Below are 23,044 nucleotides of genomic sequence, written 5' to 3' on the forward strand. Positions count from 1 at the left end.
TTAAGCCCGGTAAACCAGAAATGCTTCACAGATAGCGCATCGTGGTGCAATGAGATATAAGTAAAACAATAAGTTATTCGCTCGATGTAGCGCAGAGACACAACGCGAGGTGGAGAATGTTAGAACAAATTTGCCAGCTGGCCCGCGAGGCCGGGGCCGCTATCATGCAGGTTTATGAGGGAGAGAAACCGCTTCAGGCGACGCATAAGCTTGATGACTCTCCGGTAACGGCGGCGGATCTTGCTGCCCACGACATTATTCTGAAAGGGCTGAAAGCGTTGACGCCGGACATCCCTGTGCTGTCAGAAGAAGATCCCCAGTCGTGGGATACCCGCCAAAGCTGGCAGCGCTATTGGCTGGTCGATCCGCTGGACGGTACAAAAGAGTTTCTTAAGCGTAACGGCGAGTTCACCGTGAATATCGCGCTTATTGAAGGTGGAAAAGCGGTGATGGGCGTTGTCTACGCGCCGGTGCTGAAGATTATGTACAGCGCCGCAGAGGGGAAGGCCTGGAAAGAAGAGTGCGGCGTACGCAATCAGATTCATGTGCGGGATGCCCGCCCACCACGCGTGGTGGTCAGCCGGTCTCATGCCGCCAACGATAGCGAGCTAAAAGAGTATCTCCAGCAGATGGGTGAGCACCAAACCACGGCCATTGGCTCGTCGCTGAAGTTCTGCCTGGTGGCAGACGGTCAGGCCCAGCTCTATCCTCGCTTTGGGCCAACCAATATCTGGGACACCGCAGCAGGGCACGCCGTGGCGGTCGCTGCCGGGGCGCACGTTCATGACTGGCAGGGTAAGCCGCTGGACTATACCCCGCGCGAGTCGTTCCTGAACCCCGGTTTCCGTGTTTCTATTTACTGAGTAACCCTTGCAGCAGGCTAATCACCTGCTGCACTTCCTGCTGGGTTAACGGGCCATCTTTGGCGAACTGAATTCTGCCTTCTTTATCCAGTACCACGATAGCTGAGCCGCCCTGTTGCAGCTGCCACGCTTTCGCCGCTACGCCGTTGCTGTCGACGATAAACTGCGACCACGGAAACTCTTTCTTATTACTTTCGATGCTGCTGCGCACAAACATGCTGGTGCCAACAATTGCGTCGTCGGTGTTCACAATGGTGGTGGTCTGGTACTTATCATGCGGGAATTTTGCCGCTTTGATGGCTTCGACCATGGCCGCATTTTCTTCTTTGGCGCTCGAACGGCCGGCAATATGCTGCAGGACTCTCACTTTCCCAGGCAGCTGCGCGCTATTCCAGTTTTTATAACTAAACTTATTGTTATCCAGCACCAGTTCGCCCTTATCGGTAATGCCAATAGGGGAAACTCGCTGATTATTTTCAAAGTTGTGGGCTGAGGCCATGAGCGGCAGCAGCAGAAGAGACAGCGCCAGCGTTTTGCGCAGGGTCATCGGTGACTCCTTATTGTTGTTAGCAGGTGATCCGACCACTTGGGCCGATGTTTTAAGCATATGTGCTGAATAAGCATCTGTCCCGCAAGCAAAGTGCCAGTTTGCGGGCTGACGCACATAACCCTGAAATTTGAAGGCTTACGCTGCCGTTTTTTACATTTAAAAATATTGTTCTGCAACTTTGTAATCTTTTAGTAAAAAAACTTCTACACACTAGGTGACCTTCGATATCTGGACTATAGTTTTCGAGCACCAAACTTTTTCGCCTCATTTTGTCGGGCCAAATGTAGCTCGCAGAGGCGTTAACATGCAGGAGTAAAGAACAATGAAAATTTTCCAACGTTACAACCCCCTTCAGGTGGCGAAGTACGTGAAGATCCTGTTCCGTGGACGGTTGTATATCAAGGACGTTGGCGCTTTCGAATTTGATAAGGGCAAAATCCTTGTCCCGAAAGTTAAGGATAAGCAGCACTACTCGGTCATGTCCGAGGTCAACCGCCAGGTGATGCGCTTACAGGCGGATATGGGCTAGGCCCAAAAGTTGTAAAAAAAACGGCCCCGAAGGGGCCGTTAGTGTTTATAGACAAAGAGGGAAAAAGCGTGGTTTTTCCCTCTTTGTGGCTATCAGCCGAAAACCAATGCAATGGTTTTCCTGGTTTATGTAGAAACTGCGGCTGACAATACTTCTTTCTGGTTCTGCTGCTCGTTGCCTGAAGCGGCCCCGAAGGGGCCGTTAGTGTTTGTAGAGCTTGCTTACTGCTCCTGAGGCTCTTCGCCATCAGGCAGCTTTGGCGACAGCGCGACAGGCTTATTGTCGATACGCGTTACCAGCAGCTGGTCGATGCGGTAGTTATCAATATCCACCACCTCAAACTTGTAGCCGGAGAACTTCACCGAGTCGGTGCGTTTCGGGATCTTACGCAGCATGAACATCATGAACCCGCCGATGGTTTCGTAGTTACCGGACTGCGGGAACTCATCGATATCCAGCACGCGCATCACGTCGTCAATTGGCGTGCCGCCTTCCACCAGCCATGAGTTTTCATCGCGGGCAACGATTTGCTCCTCCATCCCCTGGCCGACCAGGTCGCCCATCAGCGTCGTCATCACATCGTTCAGGGTAATGATACCCACCACCAGCGCGTATTCGTTCATGATAACCGCGAAGTCTTCCCCGGCGGTTTTAAAGCTTTCCAGCGCTTCGGAGAGCGTCAGGGTGTCCGGCACAATCAGGGCGTTACGCAGATGCACGCCGCTGTTCAGCGCCATGCTTTGGTTGCCCAGCACGCGGTTCAGCAGCTCTTTGGAATCAACATAGCCAACGACGTGGTCGATATCGCCGTTACACACCAGGAACTTGGAATGCGGATGTTCAGCGATGGTGGACTTCAGGCTTTGCTCGTCGGCGTGCAGGTCGAACCAAATCACGTTTTCGCGCGAGGTCATGGAAGACGGCACGGTACGCGATTCCAGCTCAAAGACGTTTTCAATCAGTTCGTGTTCCTGCTTTCGCAGGACGCCTGCCAGCGCACCGGCTTCAAAAACCGCGTAAACGTCGTCAGAAGTAATGTCGTCTTTACGCACCATTGGCAGCTTGAAGATGCGGAAAATAACGTTAGCCAGGCCGTTGAAGAACCACACTAAAGGTCTGAAAACAAACAGACAGAAGCGCATCGGGTTGATAATACGTAAAGCAACCGTTTCGGGAGAAATCATACCGATGCGTTTCGGGGTGAGGTCTGCGAACAGAATGAACAGGCTGGTGACGAGAGTGAATGAGATAATAAAGCTGAGCTGGTCGGCGAGTTCTGGAGCCAGAAAACGCTCCAACAGAATTTTAAACGCCGGTGAGAAAGCCGCATCGCCGACAATACCGCCGAGAATTGCCACGGCGTTAAGGCCAATTTGTACGACGGTAAAGAACATGCCCGGCGTTTCTTGCATCTTTAGCACGCGCTGAGCATTGACGTTGCCTTCATCGGCCAGCAGCTTAAGTTTGATTTTACGAGAGGCGGCAAGCGAGATCTCAGAGATTGAGAAAAAGGCACTAATAGCAATAAGGATAAGTATTATCAAAATACTGTTTAACATAATTTATCTGGCTGTTGTGGCCAGGTCCTCGGAAGGGAAAAGTGGATAAATCTCAGGGGTCAAACACAAGAAATGCTGGCCGCTTTTGTGAACGAGCCAGCAAATTCAAGGGGTAGTATAGCGTAAGGATGGGATGTGCTACCAGAGGCTGTAATTTAACCGGCGGAAAGCCGCGTTTTTATTGAACTGTTTTTTGATTAATGGGATTAACGTTTGGCGCATTGTATAAGCTGCTGTTCTTCTTTTTATCCCCGGAACTTTTCTTCTATTTTTGCCACTCACCTGACCGGTTAGCCCACTATCAGGAGAGCGTTCACATGGTCAATTCCGTTACTTCCGTGCACAGACAGGCGGCGGAGCTTCCTCCCTTACCGGAACACAGCGGCCAGCGACCGGCGTCGATCGCTTCGGGTTCATCTGTGGCCACTTCTGCTGCCGTAAGCGCGCATGAAAGCCTGTATTTCGTGGGTAACAGCGTTTATGGCTCGGCCAATGAAGCCGCGATCCATCACCAGCTTGGCACGCTGTTTGGCAAACATATTAACGGCGATAACCATGCTGAAATGCATGCTCTAATTGAGTCGAGAACCCGTGAATTACACAAAATGGGGGAAACGCCTGCCTCTGTTGAAGCCGTGCTGACTAAAGGGCACCAACTGGACAGGCTAGGGCAAGTTGCGCGAGGTGCTGTGCGAGCTATCCCGTTTGCCGCCGCGTCTGTTGCCTACGATAAAGTTCCGCTGCTGAGCGCTTTTGCCCACACTGCGGCGGAAATTGGCCTCCATGCTGGCCTTCAGTCCAGCATCGCCGACACCATTGGCACCACGCTGCTTAACCGCGCCACGGCAACAAATCCGTGGCTGTCTGCCAAAGACAGCGACCTGCATCCGGTCATGCGTGAAGCGGTAAAAGAGGCAAAAGCGAGCTTGCTGACGACGGTGACAGAAACCGGGTTAGCCATTCAGACCTATTCGGCACGTAACCTGGCGCGCCTGGCGACGGCGGCCACCTTGACGCATTTTGCCGGGGCGAAAGTGGCCGGTGAAGCCGATACGTGGCTGTCCGCAGCGGGCGGCGTGGTGGCGGGTGGTGCGATGAGCGCCATTCTGCATGCGGTGGACGAAAACAAAGGCCGAACCGGGCCCGAGTATTTGCTGGGGCGCAACGACTGGCAGCAGCGGTTCACTGACTTGAAAAATACGCATGTGGTGAGCGATACGCTTAAAAACGCCGCTCAGCGCGTGGCGAAGCTGCCCCTGGACATTGCCACGGATAGCCTGAAAGCGACGGCAAGCGTTCTTTCTGCACCGAGCCTTGGGAAAACGGCGATGCTGGCCGGGGGCTTTGCCGGTGTGATTAGCCTGCGTAGCGCGATTGGCGCAGCTGTCGCCCACGCCTTCCCCAGAGTGAATGCCGCTTCGCTGAGCGCCATCAGCCATTCGACCAACGTCGTGGCCTCTGCCCCGGTGTTCTTCGCCGTACCTGCGGCTGAGATCCTCGCTGACGCCGTGGCGGACAAAATGACACAAACTCTGCAGGAAAAGGTCCCGGCTGCCGTGAACTCGGCGGCAGGCTGGATCGGGCATCAGCTGCAGGCGGCCTTAAATCGCCAGCCAGCAACTTCCCTTAATGCCGCAGAGCAGCAGGTGTAAAGGAACCGATGGGGGAGTTACGTCCACACACAGGCAGTCTATTTTCGGAGCCTGATTATGCATATTAATTCTACGGCAGCGCGACCTTCAGGTCTGCCACCATTCTCCACCACATCCTCAACGGCAGCGGTGAAGGCCGCTTCCTCTGGCCTGCACGCGAGTGATTTACACGGCGATCTCAAGAATTGGACCGCTGCGGCTCCTACAGCGGAAGAAGGCAAAGCCAGAGCGGCGGCGTGTAGCGAAATAATGAATAACTTTCAGTGCCGTGGGGAAACATTAGATCTGAGCGAGCGAGGTCTGACGGCGCTACCTGACTCCCTGGGCGCGCTGACGCACCTTAAACATTTGAATTTGTCCGGCAACCCGCTGCAGACCTTTCCGGCCAAAGCGCTTTTACAGTTGGGCTCCCTGCAAACGCTGCAACTGGCGATGAATCAGCACAACCAGGGCGTACCGTTTCGTCGCTCGCATGAACGTTTTGCGGATGAAGGTTACAAACTGCAGTTTTTTGCCCAGGGCAATAACCGCGCGCAGGTAATTCATCAGCCTCCCCGGCAGAAAACGGCCTTATTCACCACCGACCTGGCACCTTGTCTGGCGGCGATGATTGTTCAGGATGGGAAAAGCCTGGCGCTGCATATGGATAATCCGCAGCGCAGTGGCTCAGGTGGGATCCCTCTGGAGGATATGCTGTCCCGGCATTTGCATCCGTCGGCGCGCAAAACCGAGGTGTTCCTGGTCGGGGCTAACGATCAGGGATCGGCGGGTAACGTGCGGGCGATGCTGGCGGCGCTGAATAAGCATGGCGTGGCAAATAACATCAGCATGGCCAGCCTCGGGAATGGGCATACTTCCGCTACGCTGGATGTGAATAATCAAAAGGCCTGGGTTGGCTTTGGCTAACGACGTTAAAGAAAAAGCCAGTCGGTTGACTGGCTGTATCGCGAAGCTTACTGAGGCGGCAGACAAACGCCGATGCCGCCAATGCCGCAGTAGCCGTGCGGATTCTTGTACAGATATTGCTGGTGGTCGTCTTCCGCGTAGTAGAACGGACCTGCGTTGGCGATTTCAGTGGTGACCTGGCGTTTATCGCCGGCGGCATTCATCGCGGCCTGGAAACGTTCAAGGCTGGCGTGGGCGGCTTTGTCCTGTTCCGGCGTGAGCGGGTATATGGCCGAACGGTACTGGGTGCCGACGTCCCCGCCCTGGCGCATCCCCTGAGCCGGGTCGTGGTTTTCCCAGAACACCTGTAAAAGCTGCTCGTAGCTCACGACTTTCGGATCATAAACCACGCGCACCGCTTCAGCATGGCCGGTCTGGCCGCTGCAAACTTCGCGATAGGTTGGGTTGGGCGTGTAGCCGCCGCTGTAGCCGGCCGCCGTACTGTAGACGCCAGGAATCTCCCAATACAGGCGCTCTACGCCCCAAAAACATCCCATCGCAAACAGCGCGATTTCCATCCCGTCTGGTACATTTGTCATCGAGTGTTCGTTAACCGCGTGAAGCGTGGCGACCGGCATCGGCGTGTTGCGGCCCGGCAGGGCATCGGCCTGCGTCACATTGTGAGTTTTGTCGAAGAATGACATGGTGTTGGATCTCCCGAAAATCGGCAAAAAAGCGAGCGGTTGTCATCAGACCTGCAATTGCAGACAATACATCCGAGTTACAGACTACATTACATATAAGAAAGATTTAGGCTAGTGAGTTATTTTCAACCCTCGATGTTAGGGTTTTGTTAATCCGCGGAGCGGGAATGACGTTTCCTTCCAGGGGTGGGAACAAGGATATTCAGGAGAAAACGTGCCAGTAATCCGTACTTTATGTATTACAAGCCTGTGTGTGGCGAGCGCATGGGCAAACGCCGCGAGCGTGCGTTTGCAGGTTGAGGGACTCAGCGGCGAACTGCAAAAAAACGTCCGCGCTCAGCTTTCAACCATCCAAAGCGATGAAGTGACGCCGGATCGTCGCTTCCAGGCACGCGTCGACGACGCCATTCGCGCAGGGCTAAAGGCGTTGGGCTACTACGAGCCCACCATCAATTTCACGCTTAAACCACCGCCGCAGAACGGGGGGCGTCAGGTTTTGCTGGCACAAGTTGACGCCGGGCAGCCCGTGTTAATCGGCGGCACTGATGTGATTTTGCGCGGCGGTGCGCGGACGGATAAAGACTATCTGGCATTGCTGCCCAAGCGGCCAAAAATAGGTACCGTGCTCGATCACGCTGACTACGATAACTTCAAAAAAAGCCTCTCCAGTATCGCGCTGCGTAAGGGCTACTTCGACAGCGATTTCCGTAAGAGCCAGCTAGGTGTATCTCTCGAAAGGCATCAGGCATTCTGGGATATCGACTACGACAGCGGCGAGCGCTATCGCTTTGGGGCGGTGACCTTTCAGGGCTCCCAGATTCGCGAAGAGTATTTGCAAAATCTTGTGCCTTTCAAGCAAGGGGACTATTACCAGTCGAGCGATCTGGCCGAGCTTAACCGCCGCCTGTCCGCCACCGGCTGGTTTAACTCCGTAGTGGTGGCGCCCGAATTTGACAAATCACGCCAGACTAAAGTGCTGCCATTGCAGGGCGTGGTGACGCCGCGCACTGAAAACACAATTGAAACCGGGGTGGGTTACTCCACGGACGTAGGGCCGCGCGTGAAAGCCAGCTGGAAAAAACCGTGGATGAACTCCTACGGCCACAGCCTGACAACCAGCACCAGCCTTTCCGGGCCGGAGCAAACGCTCGATTTCAGCTACAAAGTTCCGCTGTTAAAAAGCCCGCTGGAGCAGTACTACCTGGTCCAGGGCGGTTTTAAGCGAACCGATCTCAACGACACAAAATCGGACTCCACCACCGTAGCGCTGTCCCGTTACTGGGATATGTCCAGCGGCTGGCAACGCGCCGTTAACCTGCGCTGGAGCCTCGACCACTTTACGCAGGCAGATGTCACCAACACGACCATGCTGCTTTACCCCGGCGTCAGCCTGAACCGTACCCGCTCACGTGGGGGCCTGATGCCTACGTGGGGTGACTCACAGCGTTACTCGATCGATGTCTCTAATACGGCCTGGGGTTCCGGCGTCGATTTCGGCGTGTTCCAGGCACAAAACGTTTGGATACGTTCGCTGTATGAAAAACATCGCTTTGTCGTGCGCGGCAACGTGGGGTGGATCGAAACCAACGACTTCAAAAAAGTGCCGCCTGATCTGCGTTTCTTCGCCGGGGGCGACCGCAGTATTCGTGGCTATAAATACAAATCGATATCGCCAGAAGATAGCAACGGCAAGTTAACGGGGGCCTCCAAGCTGGCAACCGGCTCGCTGGAGTACCAGTACAACGTGACCGGCAAATGGTGGGGCGCGGCGTTCGTTGACTCCGGTGAAGCGGTGAATGACATCAAACGCAGCAACTTCAAAACCGGCGCGGGCGTTGGCGTGCGCTGGCAGTCCCCGGTTGGGCCTATCAAGCTCGACTTCGCCGTACCGGTGGGTGACAAGGAAGAGCACGGTTTACAGTTTTACATCGGTTTGGGGCCTGAACTATGAGTCGCTGGAAGAAAATAAGCCTCGCGGTGCTGGCTGTGATTGTGCTGCTGATCGCAGCAGTCGGTTTCCTGGTGGGGACTACGCCAGGCCTGCATTTGCTGTTTAAAGGCGCTAATCGCTGGGTACCGGGGCTGAATATCGCTCAGGTTGACGGCGGCTGGCGTAATCTGACGTTAAAGAACCTGCGTTATGAACAGCCCGGGGTCGCGGTGCGTGCGGGCGAGGTTCACCTTGCGGTGAAGCTAAACTGCCTGTGGCACAGCAGCCTGTGCGTAAATGATTTCTCGCTGAAAGATGTGGATGTTGCGGTCGACACGAAAAAAATGCCGCCGTCTGCCCCGGTGCAGGAAGAGGACAGCGGCCCGCTGAACCTCTCCACGCCGTACCCGATTACCCTGAGCCGCGTGGCGTTGAATAACGTTAACGTGAAAATCGACGACACCACCGTCTCGGTGATGGACTTCACCAGCGGCCTGACCTGGGAGCAGCGCAACCTGACGCTGACCCCGACATCGCTTGAAGGCTTGCTGATTGCGTTGCCGAAGGCCGCGCAGGTGGCAAAAGAAGAGATTGTTGAGCCGAAAATTCAACACCCTCAGCCGGAAGAAGCGCCGCTCGGGGAAACGCTGAAGCAACTGTTTGAGAAGCCGCTGCTGCCGGAAATGACGGATGTGAATTTGCCGGTAAATCTGAATATTCAGGAGTTTCGCGGCGCACGCCTGCGACTGACCGGCGATACGGATTTGCTGGTCAACTCTCTGCTGCTGAAAGTGAGCAGCATCGACGGCAATCTCAAGCTGGATGCGTTGGATGTGGACTCCTCTCAGGGGCTGGTGAACGCCACCGGCAGCGCGCAGCTACGCGACAACTGGCCGGTTGACTTAACTCTCAACAGCACGCTGAACATCGACCCGCTGAAAGGCGAAAAGGTGAAGATGACCGTGGGCGGCGCCCTGCGCGACGAGCTCAAAGTGGGCGTCAACCTTTCAGGGCCGGTGGGGATGCAGTTGAATGCCAAAACCCGACTTGCCGAAGCCGGGCTGCCGCTCAACGTTGAACTGGACAGCAAGCAGCTTGCCTGGCCGCTGACCGGCGAGAAGCAGTACCAGGCCGACGATCTTAAACTGCGTCTGACCGGTAAAATGACCGACTACAAGCTGGCCTTTAGTACCGCCGTGAAGGGCGACCAGGTTCCGCCTGCCACCATCACGCTGGACGGCAAAGGCAACGAACAGCAGTTTAGCCTCGATAAGCTGCGCGTGGCTGCGCTACAGGGGAATACGGATCTGAAAGCGCTGGTGGACTGGAGCAAAGCCATCAGCTGGCAGGGGGAGTTAACGCTGGCCGGCATCAACACGGCGAAGCAGTTCCCGGACTGGCCCGCGAAGCTGGACGGTAAGATCAAAACCCGGGGCAGCCTGTATGGCGGCAGCTGGCAGCTGGATATTCCCGAGCTGAAGCTTGCCGGCAATGTGAAGCAGAATAAGGTCAATGTGGAAGGCACTCTGCAGGGTAACAGCTACATGCAGTGGAAGGTGCCGGGCCTGCATGTGGCGCTGGGCCGCAATACGGTGGATGTGAAAGGCGAACTGGGCGAAAAAGATCTCAACCTGGACGCAAATATCAATGCCCCAAATCTGGATAACGCCTTGCCTGGTTTAGGCGGAACGGCGAAAGGGATCGTGAAAGTTCGCGGCGACGTGAAAGCGCCACAATTGCTGGCTGACCTGACCGCTAACGGCCTGCGCTGGCAGGAGTTGACGATTGCCCGTGTTCTGCTGAAAGGCGATGTAAAATCGAGCGACCAAATTGCCGGGAACCTCAACCTGCGCGTAGAACGTGTTGCTCAGCCGGGCGTGAAGGTTGATCTGGTCACGCTGGACGCGAAAGGTGATGAGAAGCAGCACCAGCTTCAACTGCGCGTTCAGGGAGAGCCTGTTTCCGGGCGCCTCAACCTGAGCGGCAGCTTCGACCGTAACGAAGAGCGCTGGCGCGGCAAGTTAACGGATACCCGTTTTGATACGCCGGTAGGACCGTGGGCGCTCAACCGCGAGCTGACGCTGGACTTCCGCAATAAAGAACAGAAAATCGCCATTGGCCCGCACTGCTGGGTAAACCCGAATGCCGAACTGTGTGTGCCGCAAACTATCGACGCCGGGGCGAAGGGGCGGGCGCTGGTAAACCTCAACCGCTTCGATCTTGCCATGCTTAAACCACTGATGCCGGCGGATACTCAGGCCAGCGGCGTGTTTACCGGTAAGGCCGACGTGAGCTGGGACAGCGAAGCTGGTGGCCTGCCGCAGGGCCAGGTGACGCTCAGCGGGCGCGGCGTGAAAGTGGCGCAGGTCGTGAACGGCAATACCTTGCCTGTTGCCTTCGACACGCTAAACCTCAGCGCCGAACTGAAGAATAACCGCGCCCAGCTTGGCTGGCTGGTGAAGGTGGCGAATAACGGGCAGTTCGACGGCCAGGTTCAAATCACCGACCCACAGGGGCGGCGTAACCTTGGCGGCAACGTCAATATTCGCAACTTCTCCCTGGCGATTGCTAACGCCATCTTCTCGAAAGGCGAAAAGGCGGACGGTACGCTGAACGCGAACTTACGCCTCGGCGGCAACCTTGAGCGTCCACAGATGTTCGGACAAATGCAGCTTAATGGCGTCGATGTCGAAGGCAACTTTATGCCGTTCGAGATGCAGCCTAGCCAGATTGCCATGAACTTTAACGGGATGAACTCCACGCTGCAGGGCGTGGTGCGCACGAAGCAGGGGCAGATTGTGTTAAGCGGTGACGCCGACTGGACGCAAATCGACAACTGGCGGGCGCGCATAGCCGCGAAAGGCAGCAAAGTGCGCATTACCGTGCCGCCGATGGTGCGCCTGGACGTTTCCCCGGATATTGAATTTGTGGCCACGCCAAGCCTGTTTACCCTCAACGGTAACGTTGATGTGCCGTGGGCGCGAATCGTGGTGCATGATGTACCGGACAGCGCCGTGGGCGTCTCCAGCGATGAAGTGATGCTGGATAAAGATCTGAAGCCAATTAACCCTAAATCTGCCGGGATCCCGATCAACAGCAATCTGACGATTCACGTCGGCAACAACGTGCGGCTGGACGCTTTCGGCCTGAAAGCACGTCTGACCGGCGACCTGAAAATGGTGCAGGACAAGCAGGGACTCGGCCTCAACGGCCAGATCAACATTCCTCAGGGCCGATTCCATGCTTACGGGCAGGATCTTATCGTCCGCAAAGGCGAGCTGCTGTTCTCCGGCCCGCCGGACAACCCGTACCTGAATATTGAAGCCATCCGTAACCCGGACTCGACCGAAAACAGCGTGACGGCTGGCGTGCGTGTGACCGGCCCGGCAGATGAACCAAAAGCTGAAATATTCTCGGATCCAGCGATGTCCCAGCAGGAAGCCTTGTCCTACCTGCTTCGCGGCCAGGGCTTAGACACTTCCGGCAACGACGGCGACGCGATGACATCGATGCTTGTGGGTCTGGGGGTTGCACAAAGTGGTCAGGTTGTGGGTAAAATCGGCGAGACGTTTGGCGTAAGCAATCTGGCGCTCGACACCGCGGGGGTGGGTGATTCCTCTCAGGTGGTGGTTAGCGGCTATGTACTGCCGGGTCTACAGGTTAAATATGGCGTAGGTATTTTTGACTCTCTGGCGACGTTAACGTTACGTTATCGTCTGATGCCTAAGCTGTATCTGGAAGCGGTGTCTGGCGTAGATCAGGCACTAGATCTGCTCTATCAGTTTGAGTTTTAGCAATGCGAATATTTGTTTACGGCAGTTTACGACGCAAACAAGGCAACAGCCACTGGATGACCAACGCCCAGTGGCTGGGCGACCACACGCAGGAAAACTACGTGTTGTATAGCCTTGGGCATTATCCAGGCGCCGTGCCGGGTGATGGCGTGGTCTCCGGCGAAGTTTACCGGATAGACGCCTCTACGCTTTCTGAGCTGGATGCGCTGCGCACCAAAGGGGGAGAGTACAGCCGTCAGCTGATTCAGACCCCTTACGGCGGCGCATGGATGTATGTCTATCAGCGTCCTGTCGAGGGGTTAACCCGTATCGACAGCGGGAACTGGCTGGATCGAGAAAAGTATTAATCACACCTAAGCGGCCACGCCAACACGTGGCCGTTTTTTTGCCTGTCTGCCTGATGAGGTGGGAGGCAGAAACAAAAACACCGCCCTTGGGCGGTGTTTTTTCTTTCTGGCGGGCTAACTTACTTCTTAGCTGCGCGTTCGAAAGAAGCGATGATTTCAGCTTTAGCAGCTTCGGCGTTATCCCAGCCGTCAACTTTCACCCATTTGCCTTTCTCGAGATCTTTGTAGTGCTCGAAGAAGTGAGTGATCTGCGCTTTCAGCAGTTCTGGCAGGTCGTTCACATCTTTAATGTGATCGTACTCTTTGCTCAGTTTGGTGTGCGGAACCGCAACCAGTTTTGCATCTTCGCCAGACTCGTCGGTCATTTTCAGAACGCCAACTGGACGGCAACGGATCACGCTACCTGGCTCCAGCGGGTATGGAGTTGGGACCAGCACGTCAACCGGGTCACCGTCCAGAGACAGGGTGTGGTTGATGTAACCGTAGTTGCACGGGTAGAACATCGCGGTAGACATGAAACGGTCAACAAACAGCGCGCCGCTCTCTTTGTCTACTTCGTATTTGATTGGATCGGCGTTAGCAGGGATTTCGATAACAACGTAGATGTCTTCCGGCAGATCTTTACCCGCAGGGACGTTGAGTAAGCTCATGTCTGTTTCCTTTAACCTGGTGTATTTCAAGTGCCCGATATTATAGCCAACTGCGGTTAAATGTCTTTTGCTGTTTTTTGACCGCTACCCTCCGGATGCACCAAATGCCCCGCTTCAGGCTACTCAAATCTTGAGTCATTTCATTGTCATAATTGAGCTAAACATCATGGCAACAAGCACTTAACGAACGTAAATCACGCAAATTGATTAAACAATTTCCGAAAATTGCCGATAACACGCTCACTACTTTATTCATGAGCCATCGTTAAACCGGGAATTAAGCATGTTGAGAAATTTGTCGATTCGCACGGGGCTGCTGACGCTGTTAGCGGTTATGACGTTCTTGCTGTTGGTTGTAAGCGGCATCGGCATTTATGCCCTGCAGCAAAGTTCCACTTCTCTTGAGCGCATCAACCGCCTACAGGGTGAGCAAATGGTGCGCATTAGCGATGGCTATATTCTGCTGCTTCGCGCCAGAAACGAGGCAAGCCAGGCGGTACGCCAGATGGAAATTGGCATGCTGGACGACGCGACAAAAGCCACGCAGAAGATCGTGGGTGAAGTTGGGCTGGCGCAGAAAAACCTGAAGTCCGTCATCGACAGCGGCGTGAATGACGACCAGGGTAACGCCCTGCTTACCGGCCTGGCGCAAAGCTTTGGCGCCTATCAGGCACAAGGTATTACGCCGATGCTGGCCGCGCTGCAAAAGCAAAGCCCGGACGACTATTACGACCTGCTGGAAAAAAGCCTGATCCCGCTGGGACAGAAGTTTGATAATGACGTGCAGGCTTTCCAGAGCTGGGGCGAAACGCGCGGAAACAGTGAAGTGGCTGCCGTTCAGCTGCACAAGACCCTTGTTCTGGGCTTTATTATTTTTGCCGCACTGCTGACCGCCGCGATTATTGTGCTGGTCTGGCTGGCGCTGCGTCACCTGCTGTTGAAGCCGCTGGATGAGGCGATTCACCAACTGGAGTTTGTGGCCGATGGCGACCTGACCCAACCGCTTCCGCAAACGGGCAACAATGAATTTGGCCGTCTTGCCAGCGCGATTGTGGCGATGAGAACCTCGCTGGTGGAGTCGGTCAGCCGCGTGCGGGATGCCTCTTCCCAGATTGATACCGGCAGCCGTGAACTGGCGGCCGGCAACCTCAATCTTTCCCAGCGTACGGAGTCCACGGCGACCTCGTTGGAAGAAACGGCGGCCAGCATGGAGCAAATTACCGCGACGGTGAAGCAAAACGCCGATAACGCCGAACAGGCGCACAAGCTGGCGAAAGTCGTCTCCGATACCGCCGACCGCGGCAGCGAAATGGTGTGCTACGTCATTGAGAAAATGCGCGATATTTCCGGTAGCGCGGGGCGTATCGCCGACATCCTGAGCGTTATCGACGGCATCGCTTTCCAGACCAATATTCTGGCCCTTAACGCTTCGGTGGAAGCTGCCCGCGCGGGTGAGCAAGGCCGTGGTTTTGCCGTGGTCGCCGGTGAAGTTCGTACCCTGGCAAGCCGCAGCGCCGAGGCAGCAAAAGAGATCCGCGCATTGATTTCCGATTCGCAAACGCACGTGGGTGAGGGCAGCGAGCTGGCGCAGCAGGCCGGGGAAACCATGGACGAAATCGCCGAAGAAATTATGCGCATGACCAAACTGGTTCGCGAAATTGCCAACGCGTCTAACGAGCAAAGCCACGGTATTGAGCAGGTGAATATTGCGGTCAGCCAGATGGATGAAGCGGCACAGCAGAACGCGGCTTTAGTTGAGCAGTCCACTGCGGCAACGCATTCGCTTGAAGAGCAGTCGCAGCAGCTGGTCGCCGCGATGGCTTCGTTCCGTTATTGATTGAGTCACGCCTCTCCCTGGAAGGAGAGGCGCATTGTGCAGGGGAAATCAGGCGTCCGGGTATTCGCGAATAAAACGCTCTACGTCATCGACCATGTGTTTTGTGCCGACGAAGAACGGGCGGCGTTGGTGCAGCGTGGTTGGGATGATATCCAGAATTCTCTCTTTCCCGTCGCTGGCTTTCCCGCCGGCCTGTTCCGCGAGGAATGCCATTGGGTTGCCCTCATACAGCAAACGCAGCTTGCCTTCCGGGTGGCTGGCGGTGCTTGGGTAAAGATAAATCCCGCCTTTCAGCAGGTTGCGGTGGAAGTCCGCCACCAGTGAACCGATGTAGCGCGAGGTGTACGGGCGCTTGCTGGCGGCATCTTCTTCCTGGCAGAACTTGATGTACTTCTTCACGCCGGTCGGGAATTTAATGTAGTTGCCTTCGTTAATGGAGTAGGTGTTGCCTCTCTCCGGGAAGCGCATACGTTCCTGACTCAGGCAGAACACGCCGAGAGAAGGATCGTAGGTGAAGGCGTGTACGCCGCAGCCGGTGGTGTAAACCAGCATCGTTGATGAGCCGTAAACCACGTAGCCGGCGGCAACCTGTTGGTTACCCGGCTGGAGGAAATCCTCCTCGGTGACCGGCGTGCCGACTGGCGTAATGCGGCGGTAAATAGAGAAAATGGTGCCAACGGACACGTTGACATCGATGTTAGAAGATCCGTCAAGCGGGTCCATCAGCACGACATATTTTGCCTGCTCGGCGCCTTCAAAGACCACGATCTCGTCTTCTTCTTCGGAGGCGATACCGGCCACAATACCGCGCGCTTTTAACGCTGCCTTCAGTTTTTCATTCGCGAACAGGTCGAGTTTTTGCTGCTCTTCGCCCTGCACGTTTTCGGCACCGCTCGCCCCCAGGATATCGACCAGACCGGCCTTATTGATATCGCGGTGGATGATTTTAGCGCCCAGCTTTATTGCCGACAGTAAAGCCGTGAGCTCACCGGTAGCATGGGAAAACTCATGCTGCTTTTCGACAATAAATTCACCTAACGTTTTCATAACACTTTCCCTGCATCATTATGTTGGATAAAGCGATCGCAACAATCTTAACAAATTTTCAAATTGTCGCGCACAGGTGAATCGCGCCAGCAAGATAAGGAATATCCTGAAATGCGTTTCGCCTCCGCAGCCATGCGGTTAGAATGTGCGCCAAACAAAGAAAGGATAGTTTCGTATGCGCATTCATATTCTAGGGATCTGTGGCACCTTTATGGGCGGCCTGGCGATGCTGGCACGCTCTTTAGGGCATGAAGTGACGGGCTCGGACGCCAATGTTTACCCACCGATGAGTACGCTGCTCGAAGAGCAGGGGATCTCGTTAATCGAAGGTTATGACGCAAGCCAGCTCGACCCGCACCCGGACCTGGTGATCATCGGCAACGCGATGACGCGCGGTAATCCGTGCGTGGAAGCCGTTCTTGAGCAGGGCATTCCGTATATGTCCGGCCCGCAGTGGCTGCATGATTTTGTGCTGCGTGACCGCTGGGTGATTGCGGTGGCGGGGACGCACGGGAAAACCACCACCGCCGGTATGGCGACCTGGATCCTTGAAGCCTGCGGCTACAAGCCTGGCTTTGTTATCGGCGGCGTACCGGGTAACTTTGACGTCTCTGCGCGTCTGGGCGATAGCCCCTTCTTCGTTATTGAAGCCGATGAATATGACTGCGCGTTCTTCGACAAACGCTCCAAATTTGTCCATTACTGCCCGCGGACGCTGATCCTCAATAACCTTGAGTTCGATCACGCGGATATCTTTGACGATCTGAAAGCGATCCAGAAGCAGTTCCATCACCTGGTGCGCATCGTCCCTGGGCAGGGCAAAATTATCTGGCCGGAAAACGACGCCAATCTGAAGCAAACCCTGGCGATGGGCTGCTGGAGTGAGCAGGAGTTGGTGGGCGATCAGGGCCACTGGCAGGCGAAGAAGCTGACGACCGATGCTTCTCAGTGGGAAGTTTACCTGGATGGCGAATGCGTTGGCACCGTGAACTGGCAGCTGGTCGGCGAACACAACATGCATAACGGCCTGATGGCTATTGCCGCTGCCCGCCATGTTGGCGTTACCCCAGCTGACGCAGCCCAGGCGCTGGGTAGTTTTGTGAACGCTCGTCGCCGCCTTGAACTGCGCGGCGAAGCGCATGGCGTCACCGTTTATGACGATTTTGCACATCACCCTACGGCGATTCTGGCTACGCTTGCTGCCCTGCGCGGGAAAGTGGGCGGCACCGCTCGCATTCTGGCCGTGCTGGAACCTCGTTCTAACACCATGAAAATGGGCGTCTGCAAAGACGATCTGGCTCCTTCGCTGGGGCGCGCGGACGAAGTGTTCCTGCTTCAGCCGCAGCACATTCCGTGGCAGGTTGCTGAAGTGGCGGAAGCGTGCGTGCAGCCAGCGCACTGGAGCGCAGACGTGGACACGCTCGCGGAGATGGTAGTGAAAACGGCCCAGCCTGGCGACCATATTCTGGTCATGAGCAACGGCGGCTTCGGCGGTATTCATCAGAAACTGCTGGATGGTCTGGCGAAGAAAGCTGAACAGCAGAGTGAGCAGGCGTTTTAAGCGCAGAGCATGATGAGAAAAAGGGCGTGCCTTACGGGACGCCCTTTTTGTTTAGTAGAGTTCAGGGGCCTTAGAATCTGGCCCAAAGCGGTTAGTTCCCGGCGTGCCATCCTGGCAGTTGAATGCCAGAATAATCAACCAGCCGACAATCGGGATTAACAGCAGCAGCAGCCACCAGGCTGAGCGGTCGGTGTCGTGCAGGCGGCGAAACTGGACTGCCCAAAGCGGCAGCAAAACCAGAACGGTATAAATCGTGGTGAGCGCTCCTTCATCCTTGGCGATGTGCAGCCCAAGCATTTTATCCAGCACGCTCAGCACGCCCGCCAGGATGAAGTTCACCAGATGAAACATCCAATACTCTTTGCGGCGAGCCCGCCCGCCAAACCCAATGTAATTTCTTAATGCTTTGAAATACCAATCCATCTAAGGCCTGCCTTGATTATCCGACAATCACCTGAACGGGAAGCGATCGATTCAAGAATAGTCGTGAATGCACAGGCCGTAAATCGTTGTTGTGCTGAATATTCTTAACTCTTCCTAAACCGCTCATCTCGCCCGTGCGGCTCGTCTAAATCTTGTGCAGGGCCGATGGAAATGACGCCGGTTGGGTTGATAGTTTTATGGCTGCAATAATAGTGGGTACGGATATGCGGGAAACTTACCGTTTCACGGACGCCGGGTAACTGATAGATATCGCGCAGGAAGCCGTAAAGATTTGGGTAGTCGCTGATGCGGTATCTATCGCACTTGAAGTGGGTGACATACACCGGGTCAAAACGGACAAGGGTCGTCCACAGGCGAATGTCTGCCTCGGTTAGCTGCGGGCCGGTTAAGTAGCGATGCTGACCAAGAATTTGCTCCAGACGCGCCAGGGAGATAAAGACTTTTTCAACGGCTTCATCGTAGGCTTCCTGAGAAGTGGCAAAGCCCGCTTTGTATACGCCGTTATTCACCGTGTCATAAATCCAGCCGTTCAGCTCATCAATCTCGCCTTTTAGCTCGTCGGGGTAATAGTTGCCGGGACGCGCACCCAGGGCATCAAAAGCCGTATTAAACATCCGAATGATTTCTGCGGACTCGTTGCTGACGATCGTCTGGTTTTTCTTATCCCAAAGTACGGGCACCGTCACGCGGCCCGTGTAATGAGGATCGGCCTGCAGATAAAGCTGGTAGAGGAACTCATGGTGGTAAAGCGTGTCGCCGGTTGCCTCCGGGAAATTTTCCGCGAACGTCCAGCCGTTTTGCAGCATCAACGGGTTAACGACGGAAACGGAAATAAAGGGCTCGAGGCCTTTTAGCTTACGCACGATAAGCGGCCGGTGCGCCCAGGGGCAGGCAAGAGACACATAGAGATGATAGCGATCTTTCTCTGCGGCGAATCCCGCTTTGCCGGAGGGGCCTGCTGCACCGTCGGCAGTCAGCCAGTTGCGGAAGGCGGATTCAGAGCGTTTAAAGCGGCCGCCGGTCGATTTGGTGTCGTACCAGACGTCATGCCAGACGCCGTCGATGAGTTGTCCCATTTTTTCTCCTCCTCAATAGCAAAAAAGCGAAGACGGTGTCTTCGCTTTCTCGGTGTTCATCAGTATAGAACGCTTACCATTTTTTATTCAGGACGCGGTCAAGGCTGATTGCGCCTGGGCCGAAGACCGCCAGCAACAGGTAGCCACCTGCGATGGTGAAGTTTTTCATGAACATAATAGAGTTCACGCCTTCAGCAAAGTTGCTGTGGAACAGGAACGCGGTCAGCACGGTAAACAGCGCAGTGATCAGCGCGGTTGTACGGGTCAGGAAGCCGAACAGAATAGCCAGACCGCCGCCGAACTCAAGCAGAATGGTCAGCGGCAGCAGCGCACCCGGCACGCCCATGGCTTCCATGTACTGCTGTGTGCCTGCATAACCGGTGATTTTGCCCCAGCCAGCGGTAATAAACAGGATTGGCATCAGAATACGAGCAACCAGTACGCCAAAATCTTCTAATTTTTTCATTTTTCTCTCCAGCGGTTCTTTTTTTCCGGCGTTCTCGGCCAGGGCTTAAAAGGTGTGCAAACTCCAGTGATTACCGATGTTTGCTGTCGATGGGGAGGATAATAGACGGGGTGAAAAAAGATTGTTAGCAAGGAAAACTGTCTAAGTTCTTCAAATATCCTGAGGAAACTAAGTCAGGAAAGTAAAAATACGAGGTATGGAAGAGAAGGGGCAGAAATAAAAACACCGCCAGAGGCGGTGTTTAAGTTTAGCGCGAAGGCGTGTTAAGCGTGTTACGAATCAGCCGCCAGGTGCTCCAGGCGCCAAATCCTCGTTTGGCCCAGCGCATGAACTTACCTGGATGCTTCACCGTCCAGATTGCCAACACGCTGCTGGCGATCATCGCGTAGCTACGCAGGCTGACTAAGGTGTTCCAGCCGCGATCGTAGGGGCTGGTGACCTGCAGCCAGTCGCGTTTTGCGGCGCTGAGATCGAGCCGCTGCTGCTGAACCTGGCTGAGCAGATAGGCTTTACGTTTATCACGTTCGGCATCGCTCATCGCTTATCCTCTTCCAGCAGAGCCCTGTCGTTTTCCAGCTCGCGCCGGGTGTGGCGCAGCAGGGTTGATTGACGGGACTTCCGCAGCGTCCAGATACCGCCGATCAATGCCAGCGACAGCAGGACGACGGTGGTAGCAATCATGGCGTTAAGACGATACTGCGGATCAACGGCCCAGATAATCAGCACCATCAGGCTCATTAAGCCAAAGGCAGCGAACAGCATGGTCAGCCCCAGCATCAGCAGCAGCTGAACGATGTGCGCTTTTTCCTCTTCCAGTTCGACGACGGCAAGACGCACGCGCGTTTCGACCATGCCGACCAGAATCGTCACCAGCCGCTGGCCAACGCCGAGTACGCTTTTGCCCGGCCCCTGGCTTTGGTGAGAATCCGCCATCTTAGCGACGTGCCAGCAGCACACCCAGCACGACGCCTACCGCCGCACCAATGCCTACACCGGTCCAAGGGTTCTCGCGAACATAATCATCCGCTTTGGCAGCCGCTTCACGGGTCTGTTTGGCGATGGCTTCGCTGGTTTCACCCAGGCGATCCCGGCTCTCTTTTAGCGTTTTTTCCGCTTTGGCACGCAGTTTGTCCAGTTCAGTTTTTGACTTGTCCGTGGACGCACTCAGGACTTCTTCAAGCGTATCTGCCAGGGATTTCAACTCAGCGCGTAAATGTTCTGACGTAGTATCTTTTGACATAGTTCTCTCCGAGTGTTTGAGATGGATCCTTAAAGTCTGCGACTACACAATCAGTAATCACGCTTCTCTAAAGCTTTGAGGCTATCTTCTGCTTCCGCAAGTTTCTTCTCGCGTTTGGTGATTTTGTCCGGGTCACCCTTCTGACGGGCTTCGATGAGATCGGCTTTACGCTCTTCGATTTCCGCTTTTTGCTTGGCTATCTTCTTTTGGTGCTCCGCACGCAGGCTAGTGTCGCTGCAGTTGGTGCGTACTTCACTCAGGGCCTTTTTCAGGCCATCAATACGGTGCTGATTATTATGTTTTTCCGCATAGCCAATCTCGCGTTGAATATCCTGCTCTTTCTCGTTGCACAAGGTATTTGCCTGTGCGGCAGAGGTTAGCGTGAGTAAAGCAAGAGCCAGTACGGTGCGGTAATTCATGGTTAAACCTTCCATTGTAAGACGAATCATAAAAGTATCAGACGATCATACTCCATGCGTCGTTCCAGAGTGTCGAAAAAGCGCAGATAAAGCGTAGTAAAAACAGCTAAAGCATAGTCATGAATCTGCTAAAAACCTAGAAGATGATAGCAAATTCAGACTGAAAGAAGGGGTCAGCCGAGGTGGTTGTGGTCAGGGCGCAGAATAGAGAGCCAGGCTAGCGCGTCTTTATCGGCGTCCTGCTGGGCAATGACATACCCCTGAGGCAGCGTGCGGTTGAGGACTTCTTTTGCCGCCTCACTCTGCGCGCTGGAATCAAACGTGACCAATAGCGTGTTATTGAGCGGCGTAATGCTTTTAAAGCGGATACCGTTGGCATCCAGGTGGTGCCAGACATAAAAGCCGTCGGGAATACTCCCGCCCTGCCGCGAGGCACGAATTTCGAGGGTGGAATCCTTATTCTGCATGCCGGACCACACCATCAGCGATGCAATCGCCAGGGCCCCAACAAGCAGCGCCGCCTTCAGGCGGCGTGTGAACGCTAATTTCATCGAATCCCTCTAACTGCTCTGGCCGCGTTTTTTACGCCAAAGCACGATTAACGAACCGACCAGACCGATGACCAGAAGCACCACCGGGATCAGCATCAGGCATGACATCAGGGCGTCTTCGTACTTCAGGAAGACAGGCGTTTTGCCCAGCAGATAACCCAGGGTGGTCAGAATCAATATCCACAGCAGGCCGCTCATCCAGTTGAAGAACTGAAAACGTGCGCTACTAAGACCTGATAATCCGGCAATAGTTGGCAGCAGGGTACGAACAAAAGCAATAAAGCGGCCAATGAGCAGCGCAGACAGCCCGTGCTTATGGAAAAGCTGATGTGAGCGCTGGTGATAATGGGCCGGCAGGTGCGACAGCCAGTTTTGTACAATACGGGTATTTCCCAACCAGCGCCCCTGGATATAGCCCAGCCAGCTGCCGAGGCTCGCGGCTATGGTCAACAGCGCCAGCGTTTCCGGGAAACCCATCGCCCCTTTAGCGATCAGTACCCCGACCAGTACCAGCAGGCTGTCGCCGGGTAAGAACGCAGCCGGAAGTATGCCGTTCTCAAGAAATATAATCATGAACAGCACAAAATAGAGCATGCCAATCATCGATGGATTGGCAAGCGTTTCAAAATCCTGGCTCCAGAGAGCGGAAAGCAGTTGAGTCAGTAGTTCCATTCAGGGTTCCTGGCACTTCGTTTAGGCCGCCGGTGAAACGGATGAGCAGAATGCAGCATGGTTTTTATTCTTATTTGCTGACAACAACCCACTGCCTGTGCTGCGGTGTCGGACTAATACCACGTGAAACGACAGCGGGATGGCGCTGAGCCCACACAGGCGGTGAAATTGCATCTAATTGTAACAAAACTACGCGTTATACGTCACAGTATTTGCAGTTTGTTGAGGAATGATTTTGCTTACTGGGGGAGAGGCTGGCGAGGGTATT

The 23,044-nt window shown here is 55.0% G+C and carries 23 protein-coding genes; 9 read left to right on the top strand and 14 right to left on the bottom strand.

The window, feature by feature from the left end:
* Positions 1-116: 116 nt before the first annotated feature.
* Positions 117-863, top strand: a complete 747-nt coding sequence (gene cysQ, locus A936_RS18415; RefSeq protein WP_008460426.1) for a 3'(2'),5'-bisphosphate nucleotidase CysQ — start codon at positions 117-119, stop codon at positions 861-863.
* Here the strand turns inward: cysQ and A936_RS18420 are convergent.
* Positions 853-1,410 (bottom strand): YtfJ family protein, encoded by a 558-nt coding sequence (locus A936_RS18420; protein ID WP_008460428.1) that lies wholly within the window; start codon positions 1,408-1,410, stop codon positions 853-855. The genes cysQ and A936_RS18420 overlap by 11 nt on opposite strands.
* Positions 1,411-1,735: 325 nt before the next feature.
* Between A936_RS18420 and A936_RS18425 the strand changes: the two genes are divergently transcribed.
* Entirely contained in the window at positions 1,736-1,942 is a 207-nt protein-coding gene (locus tag A936_RS18425; RefSeq protein ID WP_008460430.1) for a DUF1107 domain-containing protein, read from the top strand.
* A gap of 221 nt (positions 1,943-2,163) precedes the next feature.
* Here A936_RS18425 and paeA read toward each other — a convergent pair whose 3' ends face one another.
* Complete coding sequence (paeA, locus tag A936_RS18430) at positions 2,164-3,501, bottom strand: polyamine export protein PaeA (RefSeq protein ID WP_008460431.1); 1,338 nt, start codon at positions 3,499-3,501, stop codon at positions 2,164-2,166.
* A 317-nt stretch (positions 3,502-3,818) separates the two neighbouring features.
* Between paeA and A936_RS22470 the strand changes: the two genes are divergently transcribed.
* On the top strand, positions 3,819-5,153 hold the full coding sequence (locus tag A936_RS22470; protein WP_008460434.1) for a hypothetical protein: 1,335 nt from the start codon (positions 3,819-3,821) through the stop codon (positions 5,151-5,153).
* Between the two features lie 249 nt (positions 5,154-5,402).
* Entirely contained in the window at positions 5,403-6,059 is a 657-nt protein-coding gene (locus A936_RS18440; protein ID WP_008460437.1) for a leucine-rich repeat domain-containing protein, read from the top strand.
* Between the two features lie 47 nt (positions 6,060-6,106).
* On the opposite strand, the gene msrA is transcribed toward A936_RS18440, so the two are convergent.
* Positions 6,107-6,742, bottom strand: coding sequence for a peptide-methionine (S)-S-oxide reductase MsrA (gene msrA / locus A936_RS18445; protein WP_008460438.1), 636 nt, complete (start codon positions 6,740-6,742; stop codon positions 6,107-6,109).
* 214 nt (positions 6,743-6,956) lie between these two features.
* Here msrA and tamA point away from each other — a divergent pair, with 214 nt between their 5' ends.
* The 3 genes from tamA to A936_RS18460 are packed head-to-tail and all read left to right on the top strand — an operon-like array spanning position 6,957 to position 12,813.
* Positions 6,957-8,693, top strand: a complete 1,737-nt coding sequence (tamA, locus tag A936_RS18450; protein WP_008460440.1) for an autotransporter assembly complex protein TamA — start codon at positions 6,957-6,959, stop codon at positions 8,691-8,693.
* Positions 8,690-12,466, top strand: coding sequence for an autotransporter assembly complex protein TamB (gene tamB, locus A936_RS18455; RefSeq protein WP_008460442.1), 3,777 nt, complete (start codon positions 8,690-8,692; stop codon positions 12,464-12,466). Before tamA ends, tamB begins: the two co-directional genes overlap by 4 nt.
* A 2-nt stretch (positions 12,467-12,468) precedes the next feature.
* Entirely contained in the window at positions 12,469-12,813 is a 345-nt protein-coding gene (locus A936_RS18460) for a gamma-glutamylcyclotransferase family protein (RefSeq protein WP_008460443.1), read from the top strand.
* 119 nt (positions 12,814-12,932) lie between these two features.
* Here A936_RS18460 and ppa read toward each other — a convergent pair whose 3' ends face one another.
* Positions 12,933-13,463 carry an inorganic diphosphatase gene (gene ppa / locus A936_RS18465; RefSeq protein WP_008460444.1) on the bottom strand — a complete coding sequence of 177 codons (531 nt, stop codon included), beginning with the start codon at positions 13,461-13,463 and terminating at the stop codon, positions 12,933-12,935.
* A 283-nt stretch (positions 13,464-13,746) separates the two neighbouring features.
* Here ppa and A936_RS18470 point away from each other — a divergent pair, with 283 nt between their 5' ends.
* Complete coding sequence (locus A936_RS18470; RefSeq protein WP_008460445.1) at positions 13,747-15,300, top strand: methyl-accepting chemotaxis protein; 1,554 nt, start codon at positions 13,747-13,749, stop codon at positions 15,298-15,300.
* A 48-nt stretch (positions 15,301-15,348) separates the two neighbouring features.
* Here A936_RS18470 and fbp read toward each other — a convergent pair whose 3' ends face one another.
* Positions 15,349-16,347, bottom strand: a complete 999-nt coding sequence (gene fbp / locus A936_RS18475) for a class 1 fructose-bisphosphatase (RefSeq protein WP_008460446.1) — start codon at positions 16,345-16,347, stop codon at positions 15,349-15,351.
* A gap of 175 nt (positions 16,348-16,522) precedes the next feature.
* On the opposite strand from fbp, the gene mpl reads away from it, so the two are divergent.
* Positions 16,523-17,908: a UDP-N-acetylmuramate:L-alanyl-gamma-D-glutamyl-meso-diaminopimelate ligase gene (gene mpl, locus A936_RS18480; protein ID WP_008460447.1), complete on the top strand. Its 1,386-nt coding sequence runs from the start codon at positions 16,523-16,525 to the stop codon at positions 17,906-17,908.
* A gap of 51 nt (positions 17,909-17,959) precedes the next feature.
* Here mpl and A936_RS18485 read toward each other — a convergent pair whose 3' ends face one another.
* From A936_RS18485 to yqjA, 9 genes are all read right to left on the bottom strand, one after another.
* Positions 17,960-18,331 carry a DUF805 domain-containing protein gene (locus tag A936_RS18485; protein ID WP_008460449.1) on the bottom strand — a complete coding sequence of 124 codons (372 nt, stop codon included), beginning with the start codon at positions 18,329-18,331 and terminating at the stop codon, positions 17,960-17,962.
* A gap of 104 nt (positions 18,332-18,435) precedes the next feature.
* A complete protein-coding gene (locus A936_RS18490; RefSeq protein ID WP_008460452.1) occupies positions 18,436-19,428 on the bottom strand; it encodes a glutathione S-transferase family protein in 993 nt (330 codons plus the stop codon).
* A 73-nt stretch (positions 19,429-19,501) separates the two neighbouring features.
* Positions 19,502-19,894: a DoxX family protein gene (locus A936_RS18495; RefSeq protein WP_008460453.1), complete on the bottom strand. Its 393-nt coding sequence runs from the start codon at positions 19,892-19,894 to the stop codon at positions 19,502-19,504.
* A 247-nt stretch (positions 19,895-20,141) separates the two neighbouring features.
* On the bottom strand, positions 20,142-20,432 hold the full coding sequence (locus A936_RS18500) for a YqjK-like family protein (protein ID WP_008460455.1): 291 nt from the start codon (positions 20,430-20,432) through the stop codon (positions 20,142-20,144).
* Positions 20,429-20,827, bottom strand: coding sequence for a phage holin family protein (locus tag A936_RS18505; RefSeq protein WP_008460458.1), 399 nt, complete (start codon positions 20,825-20,827; stop codon positions 20,429-20,431). Before A936_RS18505 ends, A936_RS18500 begins: the two co-directional genes overlap by 4 nt.
* A gap of 1 nt (position 20,828) precedes the next feature.
* Positions 20,829-21,134 carry an ElaB/YgaM/YqjD family protein gene (locus A936_RS18510; RefSeq protein ID WP_008460461.1) on the bottom strand — a complete coding sequence of 102 codons (306 nt, stop codon included), beginning with the start codon at positions 21,132-21,134 and terminating at the stop codon, positions 20,829-20,831.
* Between the two features lie 50 nt (positions 21,135-21,184).
* Positions 21,185-21,553, bottom strand: coding sequence for a DUF1090 domain-containing protein (locus A936_RS18515; RefSeq protein WP_008460462.1), 369 nt, complete (start codon positions 21,551-21,553; stop codon positions 21,185-21,187).
* 173 nt (positions 21,554-21,726) lie between these two features.
* Entirely contained in the window at positions 21,727-22,104 is a 378-nt protein-coding gene (mzrA, locus tag A936_RS18520) for an EnvZ/OmpR regulon moderator MzrA (protein ID WP_008460466.1), read from the bottom strand.
* Positions 22,105-22,113: 9 nt separating this feature from the next.
* Positions 22,114-22,776 carry a DedA family general envelope maintenance protein YqjA gene (gene yqjA, locus A936_RS18525; RefSeq protein WP_008460467.1) on the bottom strand — a complete coding sequence of 221 codons (663 nt, stop codon included), beginning with the start codon at positions 22,774-22,776 and terminating at the stop codon, positions 22,114-22,116.
* Between the last annotated feature and the right edge of the window lie 268 nt (positions 22,777-23,044).

The sequence above is a fragment of the Enterobacter sp. Ag1 genome, from assembly GCA_000277545.1.
Classification (GTDB): Bacteria; Pseudomonadota; Gammaproteobacteria; order Enterobacterales; family Enterobacteriaceae; genus Cedecea.